Annotated in this window: 29 protein-coding genes; 13 read left to right on the top strand and 16 right to left on the bottom strand. The window is 39.3% G+C overall.

Going from position 1 to position 24,894, the window contains the following annotated elements; genetic code table 11:
- The first annotated feature begins 353 nt into the window (after positions 1–353).
- From HX021_RS17245 to HX021_RS17235, 3 genes are read left to right on the top strand one after another with little or no spacing between them, the layout of a single operon-like run.
- Positions 354–668 carry a rhodanese-like domain-containing protein gene (locus HX021_RS17245; protein WP_286591776.1) on the top strand — a complete coding sequence of 105 codons (315 nt, stop codon included), beginning with the start codon at positions 354–356 and terminating at the stop codon, positions 666–668.
- Between the two features lies 1 nt (position 669).
- Positions 670–966 (top strand): PLDc N-terminal domain-containing protein, encoded by a 297-nt coding sequence (locus HX021_RS17240; protein WP_286591775.1) that lies wholly within the window; start codon positions 670–672, stop codon positions 964–966.
- Between the two features lies 1 nt (position 967).
- The gene (locus HX021_RS17235) at positions 968–1,210 is read left to right on the top strand and encodes a DUF6358 family protein (RefSeq protein WP_286591774.1); all 243 of its coding nucleotides are present in this window, start codon (positions 968–970) and stop codon (positions 1,208–1,210) included.
- A 52-nt stretch (positions 1,211–1,262) separates the two neighbouring features.
- On the opposite strand, the gene gcvT is transcribed toward HX021_RS17235, so the two are convergent.
- From gcvT to HX021_RS17205, 6 genes are all read right to left on the bottom strand, one after another.
- On the bottom strand, positions 1,263–2,345 hold the full coding sequence (gene gcvT / locus HX021_RS17230) for a glycine cleavage system aminomethyltransferase GcvT (RefSeq protein ID WP_286591772.1): 1,083 nt from the start codon (positions 2,343–2,345) through the stop codon (positions 1,263–1,265).
- Positions 2,346–2,425: 80 nt separating this feature from the next.
- Positions 2,426–3,244, bottom strand: a complete 819-nt coding sequence (locus HX021_RS17225) for a DUF6929 family protein (protein WP_286591770.1) — start codon at positions 3,242–3,244, stop codon at positions 2,426–2,428.
- A complete protein-coding gene (locus tag HX021_RS17220) occupies positions 3,238–3,930 on the bottom strand; it encodes a pseudouridine synthase (protein ID WP_286591768.1) in 693 nt (230 codons plus the stop codon). The genes HX021_RS17225 and HX021_RS17220 overlap by 7 nt, the downstream gene beginning before the upstream one ends.
- A gap of 1 nt (position 3,931) precedes the next feature.
- Positions 3,932–4,300 (bottom strand): hypothetical protein, encoded by a 369-nt coding sequence (locus tag HX021_RS17215; protein ID WP_286591767.1) that lies wholly within the window; start codon positions 4,298–4,300, stop codon positions 3,932–3,934.
- 119 nt (positions 4,301–4,419) lie between these two features.
- A complete protein-coding gene (locus tag HX021_RS17210) occupies positions 4,420–4,917 on the bottom strand; it encodes a DUF4112 domain-containing protein (RefSeq protein WP_286591766.1) in 498 nt (165 codons plus the stop codon).
- Between the two features lies 1 nt (position 4,918).
- The gene (locus HX021_RS17205) at positions 4,919–5,635 is read right to left on the bottom strand and encodes an SIMPL domain-containing protein (protein ID WP_286591765.1); all 717 of its coding nucleotides are present in this window, start codon (positions 5,633–5,635) and stop codon (positions 4,919–4,921) included.
- Positions 5,636–5,972: 337 nt separating this feature from the next.
- Here HX021_RS17205 and HX021_RS17200 point away from each other — a divergent pair, with 337 nt between their 5' ends.
- Together HX021_RS17200 and HX021_RS17195 are read left to right on the top strand one after the other, a co-directional pair.
- Entirely contained in the window at positions 5,973–6,164 is a 192-nt protein-coding gene (locus HX021_RS17200; RefSeq protein ID WP_046672593.1) for a cold-shock protein, read from the top strand.
- 336 nt (positions 6,165–6,500) lie between these two features.
- Entirely contained in the window at positions 6,501–6,701 is a 201-nt protein-coding gene (locus HX021_RS17195; RefSeq protein ID WP_286591763.1) for a quinol oxidase subunit 4, read from the top strand.
- Between the two features lie 75 nt (positions 6,702–6,776).
- On the opposite strand, the gene HX021_RS17190 is transcribed toward HX021_RS17195, so the two are convergent.
- The 3 genes from HX021_RS17190 to HX021_RS17180 all read right to left on the bottom strand — a co-directional run bounded on the left by HX021_RS17190 (position 6,777) and on the right by HX021_RS17180 (position 8,342).
- Positions 6,777–7,277 carry a DUF805 domain-containing protein gene (locus tag HX021_RS17190; protein ID WP_286591762.1) on the bottom strand — a complete coding sequence of 167 codons (501 nt, stop codon included), beginning with the start codon at positions 7,275–7,277 and terminating at the stop codon, positions 6,777–6,779.
- A gap of 107 nt (positions 7,278–7,384) precedes the next feature.
- Positions 7,385–8,107 (bottom strand): DNA repair protein RecO, encoded by a 723-nt coding sequence (recO, locus tag HX021_RS17185; protein WP_286591760.1) that lies wholly within the window; start codon positions 8,105–8,107, stop codon positions 7,385–7,387.
- Positions 8,097–8,342, bottom strand: a complete 246-nt coding sequence (locus HX021_RS17180; RefSeq protein WP_286591759.1) for a signal peptidase — start codon at positions 8,340–8,342, stop codon at positions 8,097–8,099. Before HX021_RS17180 ends, recO begins: the two co-directional genes overlap by 11 nt.
- A gap of 217 nt (positions 8,343–8,559) precedes the next feature.
- Here HX021_RS17180 and rpmB point away from each other — a divergent pair, with 217 nt between their 5' ends.
- From rpmB to bshC, 6 genes are all read left to right on the top strand, one after another.
- Positions 8,560–8,793 (top strand): 50S ribosomal protein L28, encoded by a 234-nt coding sequence (rpmB, locus tag HX021_RS17175; RefSeq protein ID WP_046672597.1) that lies wholly within the window; start codon positions 8,560–8,562, stop codon positions 8,791–8,793.
- Positions 8,794–8,877: 84 nt separating this feature from the next.
- Positions 8,878–9,060, top strand: coding sequence for a 50S ribosomal protein L33 (rpmG, locus tag HX021_RS17170; protein WP_002998409.1), 183 nt, complete (start codon positions 8,878–8,880; stop codon positions 9,058–9,060).
- Between the two features lie 53 nt (positions 9,061–9,113).
- Positions 9,114–9,281, top strand: a complete 168-nt coding sequence (locus HX021_RS17165; protein WP_081817937.1) for a DUF4295 domain-containing protein — start codon at positions 9,114–9,116, stop codon at positions 9,279–9,281.
- Between the two features lie 135 nt (positions 9,282–9,416).
- The gene (gene ftsY / locus HX021_RS17160) at positions 9,417–10,379 is read left to right on the top strand and encodes a signal recognition particle-docking protein FtsY (protein ID WP_077436836.1); all 963 of its coding nucleotides are present in this window, start codon (positions 9,417–9,419) and stop codon (positions 10,377–10,379) included.
- A gap of 142 nt (positions 10,380–10,521) precedes the next feature.
- Entirely contained in the window at positions 10,522–11,859 is a 1,338-nt protein-coding gene (gene rimO, locus HX021_RS17155; protein ID WP_286591742.1) for a 30S ribosomal protein S12 methylthiotransferase RimO, read from the top strand.
- 181 nt (positions 11,860–12,040) lie between these two features.
- Positions 12,041–13,630: a bacillithiol biosynthesis cysteine-adding enzyme BshC gene (gene bshC, locus HX021_RS17150; protein ID WP_286591741.1), complete on the top strand. Its 1,590-nt coding sequence runs from the start codon at positions 12,041–12,043 to the stop codon at positions 13,628–13,630.
- 77 nt (positions 13,631–13,707) lie between these two features.
- On the opposite strand, the gene ctlX is transcribed toward bshC, so the two are convergent.
- Positions 13,708–14,661: a citrulline utilization hydrolase CtlX gene (gene ctlX, locus HX021_RS17145; RefSeq protein WP_286591740.1), complete on the bottom strand. Its 954-nt coding sequence runs from the start codon at positions 14,659–14,661 to the stop codon at positions 13,708–13,710.
- 461 nt (positions 14,662–15,122) lie between these two features.
- Between ctlX and gcvP the strand changes: the two genes are divergently transcribed.
- Together gcvP and HX021_RS17135 are read left to right on the top strand one after the other, a co-directional pair.
- A complete protein-coding gene (gene gcvP, locus HX021_RS17140) occupies positions 15,123–17,996 on the top strand; it encodes an aminomethyl-transferring glycine dehydrogenase (protein WP_286591739.1) in 2,874 nt (957 codons plus the stop codon).
- Positions 17,997–18,144: 148 nt separating this feature from the next.
- Complete coding sequence (locus HX021_RS17135) at positions 18,145–18,969, top strand: N-acetylmuramoyl-L-alanine amidase (protein WP_286591738.1); 825 nt, start codon at positions 18,145–18,147, stop codon at positions 18,967–18,969.
- A 118-nt stretch (positions 18,970–19,087) separates the two neighbouring features.
- On the opposite strand, the gene idi is transcribed toward HX021_RS17135, so the two are convergent.
- The 6 genes from idi to HX021_RS17105 all read right to left on the bottom strand — a co-directional run bounded on the left by idi (position 19,088) and on the right by HX021_RS17105 (position 24,869).
- Entirely contained in the window at positions 19,088–19,618 is a 531-nt protein-coding gene (idi, locus tag HX021_RS17130; RefSeq protein ID WP_286591737.1) for an isopentenyl-diphosphate Delta-isomerase, read from the bottom strand.
- A gap of 73 nt (positions 19,619–19,691) precedes the next feature.
- On the bottom strand, positions 19,692–21,005 hold the full coding sequence (locus tag HX021_RS17125; protein WP_286591736.1) for a nicotinamide mononucleotide adenylyltransferase: 1,314 nt from the start codon (positions 21,003–21,005) through the stop codon (positions 19,692–19,694).
- A 79-nt stretch (positions 21,006–21,084) separates the two neighbouring features.
- Positions 21,085–21,627: an NUDIX hydrolase gene (locus tag HX021_RS17120; protein ID WP_286591735.1), complete on the bottom strand. Its 543-nt coding sequence runs from the start codon at positions 21,625–21,627 to the stop codon at positions 21,085–21,087.
- Complete coding sequence (locus tag HX021_RS17115; protein ID WP_286591733.1) at positions 21,627–23,363, bottom strand: phospho-sugar mutase; 1,737 nt, start codon at positions 23,361–23,363, stop codon at positions 21,627–21,629. The genes HX021_RS17120 and HX021_RS17115 overlap by 1 nt, the downstream gene beginning before the upstream one ends.
- Before the next feature lie 36 nt (positions 23,364–23,399).
- Positions 23,400–24,083 carry a hypothetical protein gene (locus HX021_RS17110; protein WP_286591732.1) on the bottom strand — a complete coding sequence of 228 codons (684 nt, stop codon included), beginning with the start codon at positions 24,081–24,083 and terminating at the stop codon, positions 23,400–23,402.
- 21 nt (positions 24,084–24,104) lie between these two features.
- Positions 24,105–24,869, bottom strand: a complete 765-nt coding sequence (locus HX021_RS17105; protein ID WP_286591731.1) for an enoyl-CoA hydratase/isomerase family protein — start codon at positions 24,867–24,869, stop codon at positions 24,105–24,107.
- Between the last annotated feature and the right edge of the window lie 25 nt (positions 24,870–24,894).

Here is a 24,894-nt window from a genome sequence, read left to right as displayed (position 1 = left end):
TGAGCTCGTTGAACTTATCTTTGCTTTATTAAAATGGACCATGTTACTTGGTGTTACCCGTCTTTGTATTTTTTGAACAGGAGTATTTCACTTAAAGCTTAGTAAAACCGGATGAAGATAAGGATTTAAGTGGTAAATTTAATGAAATAAGCTGTTTCTTGTCATAATCCCTTTTATTGCAGCTTTTCTTCCACTCATCAGAATTTAAGTTCAAATCAGAGCAAAAAGCATATCGATAGGATTGAATAGCAAATCAAGTATTAAAAATATATACATTCGCATGTATATACCAATGCAATTATAATTGGATATAAATGCAAATTTATCTAAGTTTGAATATAAATTATTTGACAATGAAAGAAGTATCTGTACAAGAGTTAAAAAATAAAATCGATAATAACGAAGATTTTCAGTTGATTGATGTTCGTGAGCCATTTGAATATGAAGTTTCAAATCTGGACGGACTGAATATCCCGCTTTCAGGAATCTTGATTGAGGCAGATAAAATTGCTAAAGATAAACCTGTTATCGTGCAGTGCCGTTCTGGAAAACGTTCCGCGCAAGCAATCATGTTATTGGAGCAGCAGGGTTTTGACAATCTTGCCAATCTGAAAGGCGGTATTTTAGCTTGGAAAGAAGAAATCGATCCGGAGTTAGACGTTTATTAATATGAAGAATTTGGAGCATCAGACTAAGCAAGCTTTCTTGTTTAGTCTTGCTTTTTATATCGTCGCTATATTAGCCCGATTTTTTAATCTGGGTATTTTTCCAATATTAGGTAGTCTTTCCATCTTATTGTCACTTTTGTGGGTTATTCTTGCATTACGTGAAATCATGCTTTCCCGAACAATTGCTAACGGAGAAAGAATATTGATGGCTTTGGCAATTGTGCTGTTCAACATTATTGGTGGAATTTTTTATTTTTTTGTGTGGAGACAGCGCGTATTGGGATTAATGAAAAAGTAATATGACAAAATATTTTATACTGAATATCGTATTGAATTTGGCCATTGTTTTTTTGGCTTATTGTGGGTTTGAGGGATATAAAGCTGGAAATATGCTGGTAACTGGGCTGTCTATCGCATTTTTGGTCGTTTTGATTTACCTTAAAGTGGTTTTGAGCAAAAGAATAAAGGTAATTATTCAAGAGAAGGACCGTGAAAAAAAACAGCAATATGCAGCAAAGCAGATAAAAGAAAAGAAGAAATAAAAAAAGCAGACAACCTGAGTTGTCTGCTTTTTTTTATAATATATCGTATCGATTATTTAACAAATGGTGGTTTTGTAACCCTTGCTTTCACTTTCTGATTGCGGATAAGGATGAAGATATCCGTACCATCTTTTGCAAACGCATTTTCCACATAACCTAAACCAACTGATTTTTTTAGTGTAGGAGACTGTGTTCCGGATGTAACACGACCAATAACATTTCCTTCAGCGTCGACAATTTCGTAATCATGGCGCGGAATACCTCTGTCAATCATTTCAAAACCGACTAATTTCTTTTTAAGTCCAGCCTCTTTCTCGGCTTTAAGAGCCGCGGAGTTCACAAAATCTTTCGTAAATTTTGTTACCCAGCCTAATCCGGCTTCCAGAGGAGAAGTATTGTCATCAATGTCATTGCCATACAGGCAAAAGCCCATTTCCAAGCGTAATGTATCACGAGCACCCAATCCGATCGGTTTGATTCCATAAGCTTTACCAGCTTCAAAAATAGCATCCCACACTTTTTGAGCATCTTCATTGGCCACATAGATTTCAAAACCTCCGGCGCCTGTATATCCAGTTGCGGAGATTAATACATTCTCTACACCAGCAAAAGTTCCTTTTGCAAAGGTATAATATTCCATTGGAGCCAGCTCGATATCAGTCAGAGCTTGTAAAGCATCAGCGGCCTTGGGGCCTTGAACGGCAAATAGAGAAGTCTGATCCGAAATATTTTTCATTTCTACGCCTTCTGTATTGTATTTAGAGATCCAGTTCCAATCTTTATCAATATTAGAGGCATTTACAACCAAAAAGTATGTTTTATCATCAATACGGTACGTTAGGAAATCATCAACCACACCACCAGTTTCATTTGGGATATATGCATATTGAACCTTTCCATCGTATAATTTTGATACATCATTGGAAGAGATCTTTTGAAGAAGGTCTAGGGCTTTTTCACCTTTGAGTATGAATTCTCCCATGTGACTTACATCAAAAACTCCTACACCTGTGCGAACTGTTTCGTGCTCATCGTTGATACCAGTATATTGTACTGGCATGTTGAAGCCTGCGAAGGGGACCATCTTTGCTCCTAAAGCAATGTGTGTCTCCGAAAGGGCAGTATTTTTTAACATACAAATTAAGTTTTAATCAGCTACAAATTTAATAAAATATACGTGATTCCTAACGCTGAATCTATTTTAGAACAATCGATTTAATTGCTTACGTTCAATGAATAGATCGTTAGTTCATCTGATTCTGTATCGGTGTCCTCACAAAGAAGGAAAACTAAGCCTTTTTCTGTTTTCTCTTTTAAGGTTATCCCTTCAAATTTATGCCTTTCAGGGATTTCCACAATAGCAGGCTTGGAATTAAGGTCCAAGTCTATTTTCCCTAAGAGAGAACCCGCAACTTCACCATCGAGATAGGTTGATTTAACATCTTCAGCTGTTGCAATAAAATAAATGTCATTTCCTACCAATGTAGCATCGGAAAAGCCAGTGGCAATACCAGCAAGCTGAGGTAGTTCGAGTGGAACGAAACGGGATAAATGATTTGACTTCGTGTTATACTCCAAAATGGCATTTATGCCTCTAGGCCCATTTCCCCTATTAAAAAATAGTATCCTGTCTGCAGCATGGAGAACCCCTTCAATATTAAAATCATCTTTGGCAATGTTGAATTTGTCCATCAGGAAAGCATAAATCTTGCTATAATCTTCCTGAATGATTGTATTGCCGTCCCATATAAAACGATGATTTCTTTTTTCTGTTGATCCCGAACCATACAGATAATATCGATTACCATCGAAAGCAATCGCTTCCAGATCCATTTTATTTGCTTTGGGAATATTCTCCATTGGAGCTGATTGTAATAAGGGCGTTTTGGATAATCGTTGTCGTGTCAAGTCATAGCTATATAGGTAATTGCTATTATCAGACACGATATGGAGTTCGTCTCCGTTATAAACCAGACCAGAAGCTGCGGTGATGCCTGATATACTTATAAATGCTTCGAGAATCAATTTTAACATAGTGTGTTTAAGTCTAAGATTTCAAGTACTTTCTTAAAATCAGGTTGTAGTCCTGCTTTTATGTGCATATTTTCGCCTGATAAAGGATGCTTAAATATCAACTCGGAGGCATGCAAAAGCATGGTATCCATTTGATAAGTTTCTTTCCAAAACTTGTTCTGTTTATTGCAACCGTGAGGTCGGTCTCCGATGATCGGATAAAAAATATGTGCAAAATGCCGCCGCAGCTGATGCATTCGACCCGTGACCGGATTGGCTTCGACAAGGCTGTAACGCGAAGTTGGAAATTTTCCGAAAGGAACATGTAGTTCGGCTCTTGCAAGCAGTCGAAAAAAGGTCTGGGCTTCTTGTACTGTGCCGTCTTCTTTTTTGAGGGGATAGTCAATGATCCCTTCTTCTGGAGCAAAACCTCGTAACACAGCAAGGTATTTTTTGTTTATAAGGCGTTCCTGAAAACTTTTTTGCAGGTACTGGTCCGTTTCCTTGTTTAATGAAAACAACAAAATGCCACTGGTCTTTCTATCCAAGCGGTGGGCAGGATAAACCGTTTTGCCTAATTGATCCCGGAGCAATTGCAGCGCAAATTCGGATGCATCTCGTGCAATAGATGAGCGGTGTACCAACAAGCCGTGAGGTTTATTGATGGCCACTATTGATTCATCCTCATAAAGAATTTCTAAGGGCATATTAGATTTTTTTCAACGTGGCAATGATCTCGTCGGCTTTTTCGTCAATCTTAGGGCTCAACCATATTTGCTTAAATGCACCACCGCCGATAATCTGTTCCGTTCCTTGCCATTTGATCTTGGTTAATGAAAATAAGTAGTAATTGTCCACAACAATCGAATTTTGGACAAAATCGTCTACCAAATTATTTCCAAAAAGCTGCATACCCAAGCCGAAAAAAGCTTGATCTTTTGCATGGAGCTGATTTTTGAGCAATTGCTCGGCTTTTGCTCGCACAATTTTTTCATGCTCTTCTTTGCTCGGATTAGTGAGGATCGCCGCGAGCATGATGACGATTAGAATTAAGGCAAATATTCTTTTTTTACTCATTGTCTAGCAATATTTAAGATGGACATTTTTGAAGCATCACGATTTGTTCCAAAATTATCAAATAGATGTTAGATATACAGCATTGTTGTTGTGGGGATGTGCACAAAATAGACTGTTTTTTAGAAAGAAATGCCGTTTAGAAAGGCAAATGCCCAAGAGAAGAAAAGCCAGATCAGGTAACAAGTTAAGCCGGTAAGTACAAAAAATACAATTAGAATGCTGACAATTATTCCTATGCCTGAGCCTGTATGTCTTCCTTCATAATAATGCTCGCGCAGTAGTTTGATATTTTTTTCATTGGCTTTGCTAAAAAAGTCAAAGATATTTCCAAGAAAAGGAATGCTGCCAAGGATAGCGTCCAAGGATATGTTTAGGAGCATGCGGATGACGAGTTTGGGGCTAGCTCCATTTCTCCACATGGCAATCACCAGTACCAGAGATGTTCCAAACCCAGCTATGGCTCCTCCAAAAGGAATTAGATTCAAGATAGGATCCAGTCCGAATCGGAAATTACCAATTTTAAATTGATTGTCCATTAACCAAGATATTCGGTTGATCCAACCGAAATCTTGGTCTATTTTTTTTCGCTTATCTTCAGGAGATAGTTCTCTATGCATGTTATAAAAGTTCAAAGGAAGCGCTGACTTCGCTCGTTACCTTCATGGGTTTAATATTCAGATCAAGACCACTTCCGGCTCCTTGATCCGCTGCTTCAGCCATAGCACCTTTATACATGGCGCTGCGCATCATGGGCTGAACACCAAAGATAATTTGTTGTGGAGTTTCAGAAAGAACAATAGCTTTGCCTATTTTCTGACCAGCAGCCTCCGCTAGAATTTGAGCATTGGCTTTTGCATCCAATACGGCTTTGGTTTTCAGTGTTTTTTCCAATTCTTTTTTCTTGGAGTAATCATATTCACCAATGGAAGTACTTTGGATTCCGGCCTTGTCAACCCCATCCAATAGTTGATCTAAGTTGTTCAGGTTTATAACCTTGATGCGGTACTGCCGTGAAAGCAAGATGTCGGTGTCCTTTTTCTTTTTGTCTGGGGTATTGTAACTCCAGATATTCTGGATGGTAAAATCTTCTTTTTTGACACCAGATTTTATCGCAGAGTCAAAAAGATCCTTTTCCAATTTGTCAATGCCGACTTTTTTCTTGGTATTTCCATTTTCATAAAATTCTTTGAGGGTTACATCAATATAGATGATGTCCGGAGTTACTTCTTCTTCTGCTCGGCCTATTGTGGATACAAATTCTTTGTTGACCATCTGTTGTGCGTTTACTTGAGTCATCAAACCTAAAAAAGCTAGACCTAATAATAATTTTTTCATTGTTATAAAATTGTTTGTTCGTTTGTTTTACACCTGAAGGCTACAGCGCTTTTTCAGATGTCATTAATACTAGTCAAACAGCCATTTCTTTCTGTGAATGGTCGGGTTTAATGGAGGGACTAATTCGGAGTCGTTTGTCCATATACCCGTACAACTTGGAAAACAATGGCTGTTTCATGTTTTATCTTAAAGTTTTATAATAATACGATTGCTATTATCGCATTGCTACAAGATTGGAGCCAAAGTTTATGAAAAAGTTTAACGGATAAAAAAAATAAAAAGGTTAAGTTTTTTGATTTTATTTATATACCTTTAGGGAAATTAATATTATAGTGCCATGCAAGAAGGTAAAGTAAAATTCTTTAATGAGACCAAAGGTTTCGGTTTCATCATCCCTAACTCAGGCGAGAGCGAAATTTTTGTTCACGTTTCAGGATTAGTAGACAAAGTTCGTGAGAATGATAATGTTTCTTACGAAGTTGAACAAGGCCGTAAAGGTCTTAATGCGGTAAATGTAAGAGTTATCTAATTAGATTGAAGATATATTTATTGTGAAAAGGCCTGTGCGATAAGCATAGGCTTTTTTATTAAATACAGTGAGTAATAGTTTTTATTTGTTGTGACTAAGAAAAGTTTTGTGATCGTATGCTCGTTTGTCCGGTCGATTTTCCAATAAAGTGGCCGCATGTCACCTACTGGTTTATGACTACAATTTTTCATAAAGCTGCTGAAGTTGGAATACTTTATTCATCTTGTCTCTATCGATTTATTTTCATGATCAAGATTGAGCAGATTTTGTCCTTAGGGCAGTGATGATTTTTTTGGATCAATAATTGTATTAGGTAATAAAATATTAAGTTTAAAGATGAAACGTACATTATTATTGTTTTTTTCTGTGTTTATGATCATCTCCATGTCGTCCTGTTACTCAACTCATCGTGGATATGGGCACAGGCATCATCATAAGCATGGTAAAGGGATGCCTCCTGGACAGGCAAAGAAATATTATGGAAAGCAATCTGCCAGGGATTTTGCCCCGGGACAACAGAAAAAGCACAGACATTAATTGCTGCCGTCGCTCCTGGCGGCAGGAGACAAAATAAAAAGAGCTTTCATCAACTGAAAGCTCTTTTTATTTTGTCTAAGCAAAGGGATCATTTTCTGTTTTTGGAGGTGTTGGTGGCGTAGGCGGATTTGGAGTCTGTGAGCTTCCAAATGGATCTTGTGCCTGTTGAGTAAACGGATGGTTTGTTCCATTTTCCAATGCTTTTGGATCCGGACCATATTGATTAGGTCCCTTATCGCCTTCCAAAATTTCCAGATAAAGCAAATATAAACCTCCAACAAATGGGATCAGTGCGACCAAAATAAACCAACCAGATTTATTGGTGTCATGAAGCCGTCTTACTGTAACGGCGAGTCCCGGAATAAGAAGAGCTAAGCTAAGGAGACTAATAAGCCCAAATACCAGATTTCCGAGGGTATCACTGATCACTGAAAAAATCCCACCGATAATCGCTAATCCTATATACAGAACGATCTGGGCAAGGACAAACATCCAATATTCTTTTCTGCGGGCCCTACCCTCAAAATTAGCATAGTTGTCTCGAACAACTTTCAGAAAAACTTCTTTTAATTCCATATAATTTAAGTTTTAGGTGAAAAATATGTGTTAGTAAATCAAACTGATAAGGATTTTGTTACAATAAATGTACCAAATAATTAGCATTTTTTGAAAAACAAATTATGCTAATGAAAGATCTCTTCTAAAATATATAATGATTTTACTTCTTTGAAATTAGTGCGATGTAGCCGATAAAAATCAAGCAATTTTTCCAATAAAAATTGCCGATCATCGGGAGACATTTTTATTTGGTCACAGTTTGAATATTCAGCGCGGATTAAATTTCTAAAGATGGACGTATGCGGCTCTTGAAGCACAAGGGGGTGTTCAGGAAGATTCTTTGAAAAGGTAGCTTCATGAAGATTAAAATAGGGGAGAGCTTGTTTGGATAAAATGGGAAAAAAACCAAGAAAGCGGGTTAATTTGATCAAAAAAATAAGATGAAAATTAGCCAGGTTTAAATGGGTTTCATCTAGCCATCGGATGGATTGGTGGATAAACTCAAATAAATAAGGGTCACTTTCTTGTTCTTTCAAAATTTTATACAATATCTCATTTAAGAAAAGAGCAAGAGAGCTTTTTATAATATCGTAGGGTATTTCGTGAAGCAGCGGGGCCTGACGGGCTTCGGACATACGCTGTAACGAACCATTGTCCTTGTGCGTTGCAACAACTTCCAGCAAATGTAGCGGTTGGAAGATATTAGCTTTTATTTTAGCCTTTGGTTTTCGGGCTCCGGCAATCAGGTAAGATTGCATGCCAAAGGCCTCTGTATATACTTGTGCCACAAGACTGCTTTCAGAATAGTTTGTGGTTTTTAGAACAATACCTCTCGTCTTATTCAGCATCTTCTTCTTGCTCTTTTTTATGGGACTCTTCCCGCATTTCGATGACTGCTTCACGGTCAACTTTTCGGATCAGACGGTAAATTAATGTAAGGAAGCCGATGCTGAATACGATGACACCGACAAGCATGGCCAACTTATACCAATTAGATCGCTGTTCCATTAAGTAATACCCAAGGACAACTAGTAGGACGCCAATGATTATTTCACGTAAGCCTTTGCGTAGGTATTTATTCATAAATGTGAATTGTTGAAAACTATTTTGTTTACAGAGCAAATATAATACAATAAAATGCTTTATTTTTGCCTATACCATTCCTGTGCAGAACTATTTTTAAAAATAATTCCCAGATTCTTGTTGTTTATCTAAAAAAAAATATAGATATTTGCAAACTCTTTGCAGAGAGTGCAAAGGATTAAAATAGTGTAATAAAGACAACAAAAAAGATAATATCATGTCAAGAATTTGTGATTTAACAGGCAAAGCGGCGTTAACAGGAAATAACGTTTCTCACTCAAACGTTAAAACTAAACGTAAATTCTATCCAAATTTACAAACAAAACGTTTTTACATTCCAGAAGAAGATCGTTGGATTACGTTGAAAGTATCAACTTCTGCGATCAAAACTATCAACAAAAACGGTATTACAGCAGCGATCAATAAATTTATCGTTAAAGGATCAATCTAATTGATTATCGCGCCTGTTACATTAAGATTATTCATGAATTTCAATCCTAGACATATTGCATAGGATTCAAAATAAAGTAAAACAATGGCTAAAAAAGGAAATAGAGTACAAGTTATCTTAGAATGTACTGAACACAAAGAAAGTGGTCTTCCGGGAATGTCTCGTTACATCACTACTAAAAACAAAAAGAACACAACTGAGCGTTTAGAGTTGAAAAAATTCAACCCAGTATTGAGAAAAGTTACTGTTCACAAAGAAATTAAGTAATTCACCCATCTTAGCGCTTGCAATAGAGGGCTGAGTAAAAATATTAATATACCATGGCAAAGAAAGCAGTTGCATCGTTACAAAAAGGTGGCGGTAAAGAATTTACAAAGGTTATTGTTACTACAAAATCTGCAAAAACTGGCGCTTATACTTTCAAAGAAGGTATGGTTCACAACGATAAAGTGAAAGAAGTAGTTGCAGAAGCTCAAAAAAATAACTAGTAGTATTTCCTTTTTTTAAAGTTTTTCTTTAAAAAGAATTCGATAAAAATAGCCGTTTTGGTGTCCTACCGAAAGGGCTTTTTTTGTTGAAGACATTTGTTTATATTTGAACATCAATTTTCACTACAGCACTCCATGGGATTATTTGATTTTTTTAAGAAAAAACCACAAACACAAGAAGAAGAACAGGCCCTAGATAAGGGGTTGGAAAAAACAAAAGAAGGCTTTCTTTCCAAAATAACAAAAGCGGTAGTCGGGAAGTCCACCGTAGATGATGATGTGTTGGATAATTTGGAAGAAGTTTTGGTTACTTCTGATGTTGGGGTTACGACCACTTTAAAAATCATTGACCGCATACAAGCCCGTGTTGCCAGAGATAAATACGTTTCCACTTCAGAATTAAACAACTTACTGAAAGAGGAGATTCAAACTTTACTTGCTGAAAATAACAGTTCAGACTTTGAGAACTTTAATTACGGTGACCATAAACCTTATGTCATTATGGTTGTTGGAGTTAATGGTGTTGGCAAGACAACGACGATTGGCAAACTAGCGCATCAACTTAAACAAGCTGGAAGTAAAGTTGTCTTGGGTGCCGCGGATACTTTTCGGGCCGCAGCTGTTGACCAGCTTAAACTATGGGGGGAGCGCGTTGGCGTGCGTGTTGTTGCCCAAGCAATGGGATCTGACCCAGCTTCGGTGGCCTATGATACAGTGAAATCCGCAGTGGCCAATGGTGAAGATGTTTGTATCATTGATACTGCTGGTCGGCTACACAACAAGGTTGGCTTGATGAACGAATTAACTAAAATTAAGAATGTGATGCAAAAGGTTGTTCCTGGAGCACCACATGAAATCCTATTGGTATTGGACGCTTCTACAGGTCAAAATGCGATCGAACAATGCACTCAATTCACACAGGCTACAGATGTCAATGCCTTGGCTTTGACAAAATTAGATGGAACGGCCAAAGGCGGAGTGGTCATTGGCATATCTGATCAATTCAAAATACCGGTGAAATATATTGGTGTAGGTGAAAAGATTGGTGACCTCCAATTATTTAATAAAAAGGAATTTGTAGATTCCCTTTTCAAATAGAAAATTAAAATCACTGTCAGAGGCGAGGTTTTTCATTGTTGATAAAACACGTTTTTTTTAATCAGACCAAGATTATTCTGGACCTCCAAAAGGCAGAATTTCCGCGTCATGAATGCCTTTCTTGACAAACCCTTCTAATCATATGAAGACAAAATACACGAAATCTGCTCCTGCCGTCAATAAACCCCGCGTAAACGTGGTGACCTTGGGCTGTTCGAAAAATATTCACGACAGCGAAGTGTTGATGGGCCAGTTGAAAGGTAACCAGATGGAAGTTGTTCATGAAGCCTCCAATATACAGCAGAACGATATTGTGGTCATCAATACCTGTGGCTTTATTGACAATGCAAAACAAGAGTCTATTGATACCATATTGCAGTATTCCGAGCTAAAGGATCAAGGCAAGATCAATAAGGTGATTGTGACTGGCTGTCTTTCGGAGCGCTATAAGCCCGAATTACAATCAGAGATTCCAAGTGTGGATGCCTATTTTGGAACCAACGATTTACCGGATTTATTGTCCTCTATTGGGGCTGATTATCGGCATGAGTTGCTGGGTGAACGCCTGTTGACTACACCTTCACATTTTTCTTATTTTAAGATTGCCGAGGGCTGTAACCGCCCCTGTTCATTTTGTGCAATCCCTTTGATGCGAGGTAAACATGTTTCCAAGTCGATTGACGATTTGGTGAAAGAGGCCAAATTTTTAGCATCCAATGGAACGAAGGAATTGATCCTGATTGCTCAGGATCTGACTTATTATGGGCTGGATATTTATGGAAAACGAAATCTCTCCGATTTGATGAGACATCTTTCCGATGTGGATGGTATTGAGTGGATTCGTCTCCAATATGCTTATCCTTCCGGCTTTCCAATGGATATTTTGGATGCAATGAACGAACGTTCAAATATTTGTAATTACTTGGATATGCCATTGCAGCATATTTCAGATCCGATGTTAAAATCCATGCGTCGAGGAACGACCAAACAAAAACAGATCGATCTTGTCCATGCAATTCGTGATAAGGTTCCTGATATTGCATTGCGAACCACCTTGATCTGTGGCTACCCAGGCGAAACGGAACAAGATTTTCAGGAAATGCTGGAATGGGTTGAGGAAACCCGTTTCGATCGCTTAGGTTGTTTCACCTATTCTCATGAGGAAAAAACACACGCACATTCTTTAGAAGATGACGTCACACCAGAGGTAAAGGAAGAGCGTGTAGAGGCTATTATGGAGGTACAGCAAGGAATTTCTTATGAGATCAATCAAACGAAAGTTGGTCATGCATATAAGGTGCTGGTCGATCGTGTGGATGGTGATTATTTTATTGGCCGGACTGAATACGATTCACCAGAAGTGGACAATGAAGTCTTGATTTCCGCAGCAGATGCTTATGCGCGGATCGGGGACTTTGTCAACGTAAAAATTGACCGGGCCGAAGATTTTGATCTTTATGGCGAAATTGTAAAGAAATAATTGATTGGTAAAGATCAATGATAATAGAAGTAAAAAGGCCTCCATGTTTAGGGAGGCCTTTTTACTATAGGACAATTGTCAGCAGAATGATATAATTTAAAAGCGAAACAAGCTTTTTGTTAAAATTCACTATTTTGCTGCCTCAAATAAGCTACATGTGTTTAGCGTACAATAAACGGATATGAAAGCAACCTATATTGAATATAGTGAGACAAATAGTTTCTCCAAGACTTTGCTGGCTTACCTGGCCCATGATGAATCCATAGCGCCATTTGTTGGCAATTGGCCAACATTAGCGGGTTTTGAAAAGCAGCTCAAGGCGAAAAAAAACTTTAATCATCGCGCTGTTCTTGTGAATCGTCTGAAAGCACAATATGGCGATCTTTTGCATACATCACCGGCCGTTGTTGCTCACATCGAATTACTGCTGCAGGACAATACATACACGATTACCACAGGACATCAACTAAATGTATTTACGGGGCCATTGTATTTTATTTTTAAGATTATGACAGCCATACGGCTCTCGGACGACTTAAAAGCCAAACATCCAGATCAGCATTTTATTCCCGTATATTGGATGGCGACTGAGGACCATGATTTTGAGGAGATTAATCATACGAAAGTATATGGTAAGAAAATAACATGGGATACACCGGCAGTTTCAGCGACTGGCCGGATGGATACAGATACCATAGCCGAAGCGGTAAAACAATATACCAATATTCTGGGGCTTTCAGAAAATTCCGCAAAACTGACCCATATTGTAGAAACAGCCTATCTCAAGCACGGTAAATTAGCGGATGCAACAAGGTATATGGTAAACGAACTCTTCAAAGCCTATGGTCTGCTCATTGTTGATGCAGATGACAAGAGCCTAAAAGAATTATTCAAACCCATCATTAAGGAAGATATCCTGTCCGAAAAAAGCTTTAAGGCTATTACGGCCCGTTCAGCAGAATTGGAAGCAAAGGGCTTTGCTACACAGGTACATGCCAGAGAGATTAATTTCTTTTATTTGACAGATGAATTTCGGGAGCGTTTGGTTCTCCATCCAGATGGCCGATATGAAGTACTCCATCAGCATATATATTTTACCAGAGAAGAGCTTGAAAAAGAGATTGATGCTTATCCCGAACGTTTCAGCCCGAACGTGGTGATGCGACCGATGTATCAGGAAATAATTCTTCCCAATCTTGCCTATATTGGGGGGGGAGCCGAAATGGTTTATTGGATGCAGTTGAAATCCAACTTTGACCAATATCAAATAGACTTTCCGATTCTCATCCCGCGTAACTCCGCCATGATTACAGATGATAACGTAGCAGCGAAGCTATTCAGATTAGATTTGACTTTCAAAAGTATATTTAGGTCTACTGAAGTCTTAAAGAAAGAATATGTACGCCGTCATACGAAGGAAAGATTGAATCTCAATGATGAGTGGATGGAGCTCAATTCTATCTTTGGAAAGATAAGATTGCGCACTCACAAGATCGATCCTAGCTTGGGCCCAAGTACAGAAGCCGTAAAAGCACGCTTAAAAAAAGCCATCAACAATTTGGAAAAAAAGTTAATGAAGGCCGAAAAAAGAAACCATCAGCATGCCCTGACAGATATTGATAATGTAAAAGAAAAGCTTTTCCCGGGGGGAGGATTACAGGAACGGTCCGAAAATTTTGCTTTGCTCTATGTTAAATACGGTGACAACCTTTTCAGAGATCTCTATAAGTATTTCGATCCATTGGATTTTAAGTTTACAATTTTATATTAATGTTGGCTACATGCTTGCCCTGGTGGGCATAGACAGTTGTTTGGACCAGCGTATTAAAAATAATGGATGCCTACTAACTAAGCATCCATTATTTTTTCTTTAGGAAGAAATACTTCGGCCATCATATGACGTACACTGCCTCCACCACAAGTTTCGATAACATGGAGATCCTGGTGAATAATTTTACCATGTTTTTCGAGCTGTGCAGTTTGGTAAAGGGTCAATGAGGAGAGCGCTTTATTGCTTAAGACAATAAACCGGTTCCCATATTTATTTCTTACCTGCAAACAATTTGCGGCAAAGTTTTCCAATTGATTTTCATTGATTTCAATGATTTCCTTCCCCGTTTCCTTCAACTTTTTCAGTAAGGACTCCCGTTCGGATTTGTCATCAATTGCGGCAGGGCACAAAATAGCAAAATCTTCTCCCACGGCCAATACCACATTCGTGTGATAAATAGGCCTGCGCTCACCATTGACAGTCTGGAAAGCATGGAAAACAACTGGAGTATAGTTCTCCGTTTTACAGTATTCATCTAACATGGCTCGATCTGCTCTTTCCGACAGTGCACAATAGGCAATTCGATGTGTACGGTCCAGTACTAAGGCTCCCGTTCCTTCCAGGTATTGACGGTTGTTTTCAGATTCGCTTAAATCCTTAATCAATTTGACATAATATCCATTTTGTTTCAGAGGACCTTCAAAATCCAATAAATGTTCCTTTCGGCGGTTTGGGGCAAACATGGGGTAAAAAATGATTTTCCCATCCTGATGGAAGGAGACAATATTATTTGGGAATATACTGTCTGGGCTTTCTGATTTTTCGTCATCCTGAATGATGGTGACTAAAATACCATGTGATTTTAATTCATTTACTAGTGCATCAAATTCACCTTGAGCTTCTCTATTGACCTCTTCTCCACTAAGGTTGTCGATGTCTTTTTGAAAAAAATTGTTGACCGCAGTCTGTTCATTTTTACGGAAGACAGCGGGTCTCACTAAAAGCACGCTGTCTGTTACCTGTTTTCTCATGATTTATAATCGTTACTTCGCTATTTTAAATTTGTTAAAGAATTGATTTTCGATAAAGGCTACTCCTTCTATTGAAAACCACTTTACAATTGGTACTCCCACTAATTTATTGAAAAATCATCGCCATTGCAAAAAGAATCTCTTTTAAAGGAAAAAAAAGCGTTAAAAAAGAATGGTTCAATTCCTGTTTTTTTTATCATTGTGTCAAATGATCGGTGTATTGTTTGTTAGTTTCATAAAACTATACGAAGTAGATTGTTTTAATTTGAATTTTAAGGTCGGGAGGACAATCGATTGCACATTCATTTATTGGTAAAACTGACTTTTTATCCACTTTTTTGCTTCTTTTTCAGCCATTTATTTTGCTATCTTTGCTCATCCAAAAAACGACTGTTTATAAGAGAGTTAATCGCCTAATTATTATGTCGCTAACTGTCTATAAGCGTTAACTTTTTGCACACATGAGCAATATACACTTCCAAGAAAAATTCGAAAATCGCCACAATGGCCCAAGTCCAGTTGAAGCGAGTGAAATGTTGGCCAAATTAGGCGTTTCGTCAATTGACCAACTTATTGACCAAACGGTCCCATCTCAAATTCGCGCTCCAAAACCTTTAAATCTTCCAAAAGCCCTGTCTGAGGTTGCTTATTTAAAGAGAATTGCGGAGATCGCCGAGAAAAACAAAGTGTTTAAATCTTTTATCGGTCAAGGTTATTATGATGTCATCCTTCCAGGTGTAATTCAACGGAATGTGTTTGAAAATCCAGGATGGTATACGCAATATACCCCTTACCAAGCTGAAATTGCGCAAGGACGTTTACAGGCTTTATTAAACTTTCAAACAGTTATCGCTGATTTTACAGGGTTGGAAATTGCCAATGCATCACTATTGGATGAGGCTACAGCCGCTGCTGAAGCGATGTTTATGTTATATTCTGCTAGAAAGAATAAAGAGGCGAATGTATTTCTGGTTTCAGATAACGCCTATGCACAAACAATAGATGTATTAAAGACCCGTGCGCTGTCTTTCGGCATAGAATTGAAAATAGCGACCATCGCTGAATCTGAATTGACGGATAACGTCTTTGCTGCATTTGTACAATATCCGGCTGCGGATGGTGCTATCTTCGACTATAAAGCATTTACTGATGCTGCGCATCGTAAAAACATTACGGTATGTGCAGCTGCAGACTTAATGAGCTTGGCACTGTTAACGCCTCCAGGAGAATGGGGTGCAGATGTTGTTGTGGGTAATTCACAGCGTTTTGGAGTACCAATGGGCTTTGGAGGCCCTCATGCCGCATTTTTTGCAACCCGTGATAGCTTTAAACGTAATATCCCGGGCCGGATCATCGGTGTGACATCTGATTCAAACGGTAAATATGCACTACGGATGGCCTTACAGACACGTGAGCAACATATCCGTCGGGATAAAGCATCGTCGAATATCTGTACTGCACAAGCCTTATTGGCTATTATGGCTTCTTTCTATGCTGTTTACCACGGCCCTGAAGGAATTAAAAACATTGCCTCTCGTATTCATGCCCTGGCCAACCTACTGGATCAAGCATTACAATCGTTGGGATATACACAATTGAATAAGGCCTACTTTGATACACTACGTGTAGATTTGGGGGCACATGCAGGTGCATTGAAATCTGAAGCCTTGAATAATGAGTTGAATTTCTATTATAAAGGGACAGAAGTTTCTGTTGCCATAGATGAGACAACAACGTATGAAGACATCAAAACCATTGTAAAAGTATTTGCAAAAATTCAGGGAAAAACCTTGAATGATGTGGATTTTGATGCATTAGAGGAAAATGTAAGCACTTCTATTCCAGCAGAACTGGCTCGTACTTCAGCATACTTGACACATCCAATCTTTAATAGCTACCATTCTGAGCATGAAATGCTACGTTATATCAAATCATTGGAAGCAAAAGATTTATCGCTTTGCCACTCCATGATTCCTTTGGGATCATGTACAATGAAGTTGAATGCAACAGCAGAAATGGTTCCGGTTACTTGGTCCAGATTTGGCGGTTTGCACCCATTTGCTCCAGCGGATCAAACTTCGGGTTATATGCAAATGATTGGCGAATTAAATGATTGGTTAGCTGAGATCACAGGTTTTGCCAAAATGAGTTTCCAGCCAAATTCAGGAGCACAAGGAGAATATACAGGACTAATGGTTATCCGTGCTTATCATGAAAGCCGTGGCGACCATGGTCGTAACATCTGTCTGATTCCTGCTTCAGCACACGGTACCAACCCTGCTTCCGCATCGATGGCCGGATTAAAAGTCGTAGTGGTGAAATGTGATGAGCAAGGAAATATTGATATTCCAGATTTAAAAGCAAAAGCCGAGGAGCACGCTGCAAATCTGAATTCTTTAATGGTTACCTATCCTTCTACGCACGGTGTATTTGAAGAGTCTATTATTGAAGTCTGTGAAATTATCCATGCTAATGGAGGTCAGGTTTATATGGATGGTGCCAATATGAATGCACAGGTAGGTCTGACAAGTCCTGGCCATATCGGAGCAGATGTTTGTCACTTAAACTTACACAAAACATTCTGTATCCCTCACGGTGGTGGTGGCCCTGGTATGGGACCGATTGGTGTTGCAAAACATCTCGTCCCTTTCTTGCCCAATCACGAAGTGGTTTCAACTTCTGGTGAAGAGGGAATTACAGCAGTCTCTGCGGCACCATTTGGTTCAGCCTCAATCTTGGTTATCTCTCATGCCTATATCTCAATGATGGGTGGAGAAGGACTGACCAATGCAACAAGAACTGCCATATTGAATGCAAATTATATTAAGTCACGCTTGGAGAATGCATATCCGGTACTGTATTCAGGTAGCAATGGCCGTTGTGCCCATGAGATGATCTTAGATTGCCGTGGATTCAAAAATGCGGGTATTGAGGTTGCCGATATTGCAAAACGTTTAATGGATTATGGTTTCCATGCGCCGACAGTTTCATTCCCTGTTGCTGGAACATTGATGGTAGAGCCGACTGAGTCGGAATCTAAAGCTGAATTGGATCGTTTCTGCGATGCTTTGATAGCCATCCGTCAAGAAATTGCAGCAGTAGAAGCGGGGCAAGTTGACCATATAAACAATGTATTGAAAAATGCACCACACACAGCAACAGTTGTTACAGCTGATGAGTGGGATAGACCTTATAGCCGTCAGGTTGCTGCTTATCCATTGGATTATGTCAGAGACCGTAAGTTTTGGCCTTCAGTGGGGCGTGTAAATGACTCTCAGGGCGACCGTACGTTGATCTGTTCATGTCCTTCAATTGAAGAATACGCAGAAGCATAAGTCTGTTTATATTCTAAGCTAAAAAGCCCCCATATTACGGGGGCTTTTTAGCTTAGAATAATTCTGAAAATTGTAGATTTTCATATGAAACTTAATTATATTGCATATAAAAAGCAATATAATTAAGTTTGTGTTGAAACATTCAGATATGAGCATGAGGTTAACACGAAGTCTTTTTATTTCAGTCGCATTTTTAGCCTCCTGTGCAGGAGCGAAGTATGCCAAAACAGAAAAGGTCTATAAAAAGCAAGCAAAAGAGTTCTCAAAGTTATATAAACAGTCGCCTGTGACCGGACAATTGGTCAAGGTGAACGTCAAGGATCAACAATGGATTGCTTCGATCAATTTTGGTATTCGCAAACCTAATTTTGTGGTGATCCATCATACTGCCCAAGATTCTTTGGGACAGACAATCCGAACGTTCCATTCGACTAAGGCCGGCGTGAGTTCACATTATGTGGTAGGTAGAGATGGTAAAGTTGTACAGATGGTCAATGATCTATATAGAGCCCATCATGCAGGTCTGGGGAAATGGGGAAATGATACCGACTTGAACTCATCATCAATTGGTATTGAGCTTGATAATAATGGTACGACTGATCCCTGGACAGATGTACAGGTCGATGCCCTGATTCAGTTATTGCGTTATCTGAAAGATACCTATAAAATCCCGCAGGCAAATTTCATAGGCCACATGGATCTGGCCCCCACACGTAAAAATGATCCATCCCGTTTTCCTTGGAAGAAATTGGCTGATCAGGGGTTTGGGTTTTGGTATGAAGAATTTCTAGAAGTACCACCAGTAGATTTTAACCCGAAGATGGCGCTGCGCATTATTGGATATGATGTGAGCAATCCAGACGCGGCAATCAAAGCCTTTAAGATCCATTATATTCAACAAGATGTCAATACCGCATTCTTAAGTGAAAACGATCTTAAAATCTTATATTCCATCTATAAAAAGTACTTATAGAGGTATTTTATCCATAAAAAAGAGCAATCTATTTATTGATTGCTCTTTTTTGCCGTTATGGTTGTTGATTCATGCTAGATCTTCCTTAATAGGTCTTTATAAGCGGTCGTTGTAAAAGCTATTTTTTCGATGCCAGATAAAGGTCAAATACACGCTGATAGATTAATTTAAACCAGGGTGTAAATCTTTCAGGAGAAAGTTTAACGGCCTCTTCAATCTGTTCCAAATCCATATATTGGACCGCGGCGACTTCCGTTTTGTTAAAATCGATCTCCCCATTGAATTTTCCGATCAGAACGTGGTCAAATTCATGTTCGGTCAGCCCATTTTCAAACTGCGCACGATAAACAAAAGCAAAAACCTCATGTATATCCGTTGCGGTAAGCCTAAGTTCTTCCATTAAGCGCCTTGTAGCCGCGTCCAGATTAGTCTCCCCGAGTCGTTGATGCGAACAGCAGCTATTGGTCCAAAGTCCAGCACAATGGTATTTGTCTAGCGCTCGTTGTTGCAGCAACAGCTCATCTTGGTCATTGAATAAAAAAACACTGAAGGCCCGATGAAGCAATCCCTTCACATGGGCCTCATATTTTTCCATGCTTCCGATCATCACATCATTGGGATCTACCAGTATTACATTGTCTTGCTTCATAGCGTATAATAAATATAGCCCAATTTAACTAAATTGGGCTATATAGTAAACTAAATTATAATGAAGATCTTTTTTATACGGTTTTTACAAATTTCTCGTCGTAATTTTCAATATCAATGATATAACCGTTTTTGATTAAAAACTCAAACAAGGGTTTAGCCTCTTCTGAAACAGGCATATTATGCGTAGTGATGATTTTATTCTCCTTTTTCAATAAATATGGATAGGCATAGAGCTTCACATTTTTATTGAACATACCAGAGATATAGGATAAAAGCTCATTGGTGTAAAGATCCTTATTATAATTGTCTGAATTGAAAATGTTTTTTAAGTTGTACACATTGGTCGCAATTCCGATATTTTTGGGTTTGAAGTTACTAATAAACTCAGCAAGATGATTATTTCTACGGAAATTGCTGACGATAATATTATTTCCAGTGGCACATAGTTCGTCTGCTCTTGAAGCAAACTCCTGAAGATCCTGATCCGTGATCTCATGTGTATCTTCTAATACATTACCCATCAATACTTCGATGAGTACGATGGTATCACTGTCTGTTGCTCCTGTGTTTTTCTTAAATTGCTCTACGGCAAGATTGAAGAGATCAAAGTTTGGCAGTGATTTCTGACGATATTTGGTGCGCAGCAGGATAATGTTCTTTTTATATAAATAATCTTTGATCTGAACAGCTTTGCCATCTGGTTGGAAAATAGCCGCTTTGGCAAATCCTTTGGCGATTAAATACAAGTTGATCAGACGTTGGTTGACATTTTCAAACAGTGGGCCATTGAGTTTAACCAGATCAATCTCAACCGATCCCATGGAAAGGTTATCGACCAATGATTCAATCATGGTCTGTACATTGTCCGCATAGTAATAAGCTGCAAATAGCAGGTTTACACCGATAATGCCAAGTACTTTTTGTTGCAATTGATTGTCACTGTCCAAAAGCCTGACATGGACAATGATATCATTTGTAGGAGCTCCGGCATCATGCTGAAAACGAAGGCCAATCCAACCGTGCGGTTCATTGGTTTTGGTAAAGTTTAAGGTGGTTACTGTATCCGCAAAGGCAAAGAATTTTTTGTTACAGTATTTATCGCCATGTAAGCGCTGGGTAAGCAGGTCAAATTCATGTGAAAGCATTTTCTGAAGCCGTGTTCTGCTGACATACCTGCCGTCAGCTTCTTCTCCATAAATCGCATCACTGAAAGCCATGTCATAGGCCGACATGGTCTTCGCTATGGTGCCTGAGGCGGCCCCAGCATTGAAAAAGTTACGTGCGACCTCTTGTCCTGCACCGATTTCTGCGAAAGTCCCGTAAATCTCAGGATTTAGATTTATTTTTAGTGCCTTTCGCTTGGTTTCAAAAATTTCTCTTGCCATGGTACAAAGGTACAAAAATCAAAAGGCTAGTGAAAATTAAAAGTATGAATGAAAAAAACAGAATAAAATTAGGCTTGTTTTATAACAAGCCTAATTTATTAAAAGCATAGAACAAAGCACTGCTGTGAAGCGCTTGGCTAAATTTGTTGTCCAATAACATCTTTTTAGCCTCTTCAAGCGGGATGAGGAAGACGTCAATCTCCTCATGTTCATCGAGGTCCTGCTCCTGTACTTTCCGCCCTCCGGTCAGGAGATAGGTATAGGTAACGTTTCCGCTTGTGGCAGGATTGGCATAGAGGGTCGCAATTTCTTCAATCTGCTCAAACTGATAACCTGTTTCTTCCAGCATCTCACGGACGGCTGCATCTTTGGGGTCTTCTCCGGGTTCTGTCGTCCCGGCAGGAATTTCCAATGAAATGATATTGGCACCGTGACGATACTGCTTGATGACCAGGAGTTCGTTCTGTTCTGTAATCCCGACCATGTTCACCCAGTCCGGATATTCCAACACATAGTAATGATCGTTGATCCGGCCATCAGGGAGCTCGCAGGTATCTTTCCGCAAGGTTGCCCAGGGCTCTTTACTTATATATGCTGAAGATAGTAATTTCCACTTTTCCATTAACTGACAATATCATTCATCATACGATCTACTTTTTCGGCCAGGACCTGCTGTAACTGCAGGTAATCCGCCGTGTCTGGAAGCTCCTCTTTTACTGAACAGTAAAATTTGATCTTAGGCTCTGTGCCCGAAGGTCTTGCCGAAATCACATCTCCGTCAACGGTAATGAACTGAAGTACATCAGATTTAGGAAGAGCGATTTCACTGGTGCGGCTGGTTTGCATGTCGGTGATTTTTGACTGTTGGTAGTCTCGGATTTCCTTAACTTGGACTCCCCCCAGGCTGGAGGGTAGATTTTGACGTAAACCCGCCATCATAGCCTGGATTTCTTCTGCTCCAGCTTTTCCTTTCTTGGTTAAGGAAATCAATTTTTCTTGATAGCAACCAAATTCTTGATAGATATCTAAAAGAACTTCATAAACGGTTTTACCTTTTGATTTAAAATAAGCGGTCATTTCAGCCAAGAAAGCACATGAATTAGGTGCATCCTTATCGCGCACCAAGTCACCGACCAGGTAACCGTAACTCTCTTCTCCGCCGACCAGATATTGAGCAGAGTCACCGAGCCGGGTGATCAGTTCACCGATATATTTAAACCCTGTGAGTGTCTCATAGTGCGCAACCCCATAATGGTCGGCAATGGCTGACTGTAGGTTACTGGTGACAATAGTTTTGACAATATATGGATTGTTTTTCAACTGATTCAGTTCGCTTTTTGACCTTAATACATAATAAATCAGGAGACTTCCGATCTGATTACCATTGAGCAGCTGAAACTGTCCCTGGCTGTTTTTGACTGCAATGCCCACTCGGTCGGCATCCGGATCTGTGGCCAAAACAAGGTCAGCATCAATTTCTTCACCTTTTTTCTTGGCAAGGGCCATCGCATCTTCCTCTTCAGGGTTTGGATAGATCACCGTCGGAAAGTTACCATCTGGTGTAGCTTGTTCTGCTACCACTGTAACTTGTTCAAATCCCCAGGCGGTAAGCAGTTTGGGGACGATGGTGATCCCTGTACCATGTATAGGTGAAAAAACGATCTTTAAATCTTTCTGAGCCGCTACAGCCTCCGGGTGAATGCTCAGTGCTTTGTTGGCCTCGATATAGATCTGATCAATTTCCTCCCCAAGAGGAAGGATGTTCTGCCGGTTGCCTTCAAATTGGATATCCGCGACTGCGGTAATGGCATTGACCTCCTCAATGACATTTTTATCATGCGGGGCCGTCAATTGACTGCCATCGTTCCAATAGGCTTTGTAGCCGTTGTATTCTTTTGGGTTATGGGAGGCGGTGAGCATGACCCCGCTTTGACATCCAAAATGGCGGATGGCAAAAGAAAGCATCGGCGTAGGACGCATCTCATTGAAGAGGTATACCCTGATCCCGTTTGCGGCGAATACTTGAGCCACCAGCTGTCCGAAAGCCTGCGAATTATTGCGGCTGTCATAGGAGACAGCAACTTTTATTTCTTGATTTGAGAATTGTTTCTTTAAGTAGTTTGCCAGCCCTTGGGTGGCTTTCCCGATGGTATATTTATTCATCCGGTTCGAACCTACACCCATGATACCCCTTAACCCACCAGTGCCAAACTCGAGGTCCTTATAAAACGAATCAGTCAGCTCAGTCACCTCCTTGTTATCGATTAATTTTTGGACGGTCGCTCTGGTCTCTTCATCATAACTGGGGGTCAACCAATCTTCGATTTTCTTTTGTATGTCTTTATCTAAATTTTCCATTATCATTAAATAAGGCTAAAGGTAAAAAATAATTCTTTATGCGTCACAGCCACCATATGCACGGTCTATTACGGTAATATACCATTTCGAGCCTTCTTTTGTGACATGAAATACCAATGGTTCTTCGGTTTCATTGGAAGTCATGATAGCACGGTAGCTTTTGGCTTCTATACTTCGCAGTTGCTGCAATTCAGTGCTGCTGATTTTTGCGTCGAGAATTTCATTCATAAACTTGGCCGTCTGCGAAAGTTCATTCGGACGGGATTTTTTATCGTAATAAAAACCCAATTTATTCCATTTCATGGTGCCACAGTCAAAAATTGGTAGTTTTCCCGATTTTAAAGGCCCTTTATAAATTAATTTTTCATACGAATGGTATTCGGGTACAGGTTTTGAAAAATTAAAATTATACTGATGTACATAAGAATCCAGCGCTCCCGGACGATAGATGATATATAGCCCAAGTTTGGGATGTATATAATTGGTAATGGTCCTACTATCTTGTTCGGAATATGCTTTTGCTAGCTTTTCCAGTACCTCCTCCAGTGTTTCAGTATCTGCCGTCTTTACCTCATTTTCGATCGTGTCAAGCTTCGCTACCGTATCTACAGCAACAGAATCTTGCGCAATTTTTATAGCCTTATTCTCCTTTTGGTTGTTTCGGCAGGAGACTGCACTTAGGATGAAACAGATCAAAATAAAGAAAGATAGATTTCTCATGATGCATTTATTTATTTGATATTATTTTTTCGATGTCAAATTTTCAATGATTGACTTTAAAATAGAACGGGTGGAGGGCAGCCACCACTGCGCAAGAATCCGTTGAATGGTCTCCGCTCTATTTTCACGCAATTTAAGGATAATTTCTTTTCGGAAGTTCAATTTGGACGTCTGCCAAGTCTTTTGATTAAATAACGCCATCTGTTTTAACTTTTTAGTTGCGGTACTAAAAAGCATATTTGCAGGTACTACCTCATCCACAAGCCCTTGTGATTTTGCGTCGGTAGGAGAAAGAAGCCTACCCTCAAGCAGATTTTGATAAGCATTCCGTTTACCTATCCAAAAAGCATACAGCTCAAATATGCTTTCTGGCACAATGAGTCCAACCGGAATTTCGTTTAATCCAATGACAAAATTACCCTCGGCCATAATTCTATAATCGCAGCATAATGCAAAAACACATCCTCCTGCGGGGCTATGTCCCGATATTGCCGCGACGATGGGTTTGGGAAAGGAAGCCAGCAGCGCAGTGGTCTCCAAAAAAAGATCCCAAAATTCATGAATCTGTACTTCATCATACTCAAATAAGGTAATGAGATCAAGCCCGGCGCTAAAAAAGTTCTCTTTCCCGATCAGAATCGCAGCATGTACAAGATCATTCACTTGAGCAGCTTCCAGTGTATCGATGAGCTCTTTGAGTAATTGTGTATCTATAGCATTTGATTTTCCCCTGTCCAGAAAAATAGTTAAAACATGATCCTCTATTTTAGTTTTTATATGCTCCATAACAGATTAATTTAAATGATAACGT

The organism is Sphingobacterium sp. N143, assembly GCF_030325625.1.
Taxonomy (GTDB): Bacteria; Bacteroidota; Bacteroidia; order Sphingobacteriales; family Sphingobacteriaceae; genus Sphingobacterium.
The sequence above is the reverse complement of the archived record's forward strand: the minus strand, read 5'-3'. Positions and strand labels throughout refer to the sequence as shown.

What these genes read in the sequence shown, in the direction of transcription:
- HX021_RS17245 (WP_286591776.1), top strand. Translation starts at nt 354, where the DNA reads ATGAAAGAAGTATCTGTACAAGAGTTAAAAAATAAAATCGATAATAAC.
- HX021_RS17240 (WP_286591775.1), top strand. Translation starts at nt 670, where the DNA reads ATGAAGAATTTGGAGCATCAGACTAAGCAAGCTTTCTTGTTTAGTCTT.
- HX021_RS17235 (WP_286591774.1), top strand. Translation starts at nt 968, where the DNA reads ATGACAAAATATTTTATACTGAATATCGTATTGAATTTGGCCATTGTT.
- gcvT (WP_286591772.1), bottom strand. Translation starts at nt 2,345, where the DNA reads ATGTTAAAAAATACTGCCCTTTCGGAGACACACATTGCTTTAGGAGCA.
- HX021_RS17225 (WP_286591770.1), bottom strand. Translation starts at nt 3,244, where the DNA reads ATGTTAAAATTGATTCTCGAAGCATTTATAAGTATATCAGGCATCACC.
- HX021_RS17220 (WP_286591768.1), bottom strand. Translation starts at nt 3,930, where the DNA reads ATGCCCTTAGAAATTCTTTATGAGGATGAATCAATAGTGGCCATCAAT.
- HX021_RS17215 (WP_286591767.1), bottom strand. Translation starts at nt 4,300, where the DNA reads ATGAGTAAAAAAAGAATATTTGCCTTAATTCTAATCGTCATCATGCTC.
- HX021_RS17210 (WP_286591766.1), bottom strand. Translation starts at nt 4,917, where the DNA reads ATGCATAGAGAACTATCTCCTGAAGATAAGCGAAAAAAAATAGACCAA.
- HX021_RS17205 (WP_286591765.1), bottom strand. Translation starts at nt 5,635, where the DNA reads ATGAAAAAATTATTATTAGGTCTAGCTTTTTTAGGTTTGATGACTCAA.
- HX021_RS17200 (WP_046672593.1), top strand. Translation starts at nt 5,973, where the DNA reads ATGCAAGAAGGTAAAGTAAAATTCTTTAATGAGACCAAAGGTTTCGGT.
- HX021_RS17195 (WP_286591763.1), top strand. Translation starts at nt 6,501, where the DNA reads ATGAAACGTACATTATTATTGTTTTTTTCTGTGTTTATGATCATCTCC.
- HX021_RS17190 (WP_286591762.1), bottom strand. Translation starts at nt 7,277, where the DNA reads ATGGAATTAAAAGAAGTTTTTCTGAAAGTTGTTCGAGACAACTATGCT.
- recO (WP_286591760.1), bottom strand. Translation starts at nt 8,107, where the DNA reads ATGCTGAATAAGACGAGAGGTATTGTTCTAAAAACCACAAACTATTCT.
- HX021_RS17180 (WP_286591759.1), bottom strand. Translation starts at nt 8,342, where the DNA reads ATGAATAAATACCTACGCAAAGGCTTACGTGAAATAATCATTGGCGTC.
- rpmB (WP_046672597.1), top strand. Translation starts at nt 8,560, where the DNA reads ATGTCAAGAATTTGTGATTTAACAGGCAAAGCGGCGTTAACAGGAAAT.
- rpmG (WP_002998409.1), top strand. Translation starts at nt 8,878, where the DNA reads ATGGCTAAAAAAGGAAATAGAGTACAAGTTATCTTAGAATGTACTGAA.
- HX021_RS17165 (WP_081817937.1), top strand. Translation starts at nt 9,114, where the DNA reads ATGGCAAAGAAAGCAGTTGCATCGTTACAAAAAGGTGGCGGTAAAGAA.
- ftsY (WP_077436836.1), top strand. Translation starts at nt 9,417, where the DNA reads ATGGGATTATTTGATTTTTTTAAGAAAAAACCACAAACACAAGAAGAA.
- rimO (WP_286591742.1), top strand. Translation starts at nt 10,522, where the DNA reads ATGAAGACAAAATACACGAAATCTGCTCCTGCCGTCAATAAACCCCGC.
- bshC (WP_286591741.1), top strand. Translation starts at nt 12,041, where the DNA reads ATGAAAGCAACCTATATTGAATATAGTGAGACAAATAGTTTCTCCAAG.
- ctlX (WP_286591740.1), bottom strand. Translation starts at nt 14,661, where the DNA reads ATGAGAAAACAGGTAACAGACAGCGTGCTTTTAGTGAGACCCGCTGTC.
- gcvP (WP_286591739.1), top strand. Translation starts at nt 15,123, where the DNA reads ATGAGCAATATACACTTCCAAGAAAAATTCGAAAATCGCCACAATGGC.
- HX021_RS17135 (WP_286591738.1), top strand. Translation starts at nt 18,145, where the DNA reads ATGAGCATGAGGTTAACACGAAGTCTTTTTATTTCAGTCGCATTTTTA.
- idi (WP_286591737.1), bottom strand. Translation starts at nt 19,618, where the DNA reads ATGAAGCAAGACAATGTAATACTGGTAGATCCCAATGATGTGATGATC.
- HX021_RS17125 (WP_286591736.1), bottom strand. Translation starts at nt 21,005, where the DNA reads ATGGCAAGAGAAATTTTTGAAACCAAGCGAAAGGCACTAAAAATAAAT.
- HX021_RS17120 (WP_286591735.1), bottom strand. Translation starts at nt 21,627, where the DNA reads ATGGAAAAGTGGAAATTACTATCTTCAGCATATATAAGTAAAGAGCCC.
- HX021_RS17115 (WP_286591733.1), bottom strand. Translation starts at nt 23,363, where the DNA reads ATGGAAAATTTAGATAAAGACATACAAAAGAAAATCGAAGATTGGTTG.
- HX021_RS17110 (WP_286591732.1), bottom strand. Translation starts at nt 24,083, where the DNA reads ATGAGAAATCTATCTTTCTTTATTTTGATCTGTTTCATCCTAAGTGCA.
- HX021_RS17105 (WP_286591731.1), bottom strand. Translation starts at nt 24,869, where the DNA reads ATGGAGCATATAAAAACTAAAATAGAGGATCATGTTTTAACTATTTTT.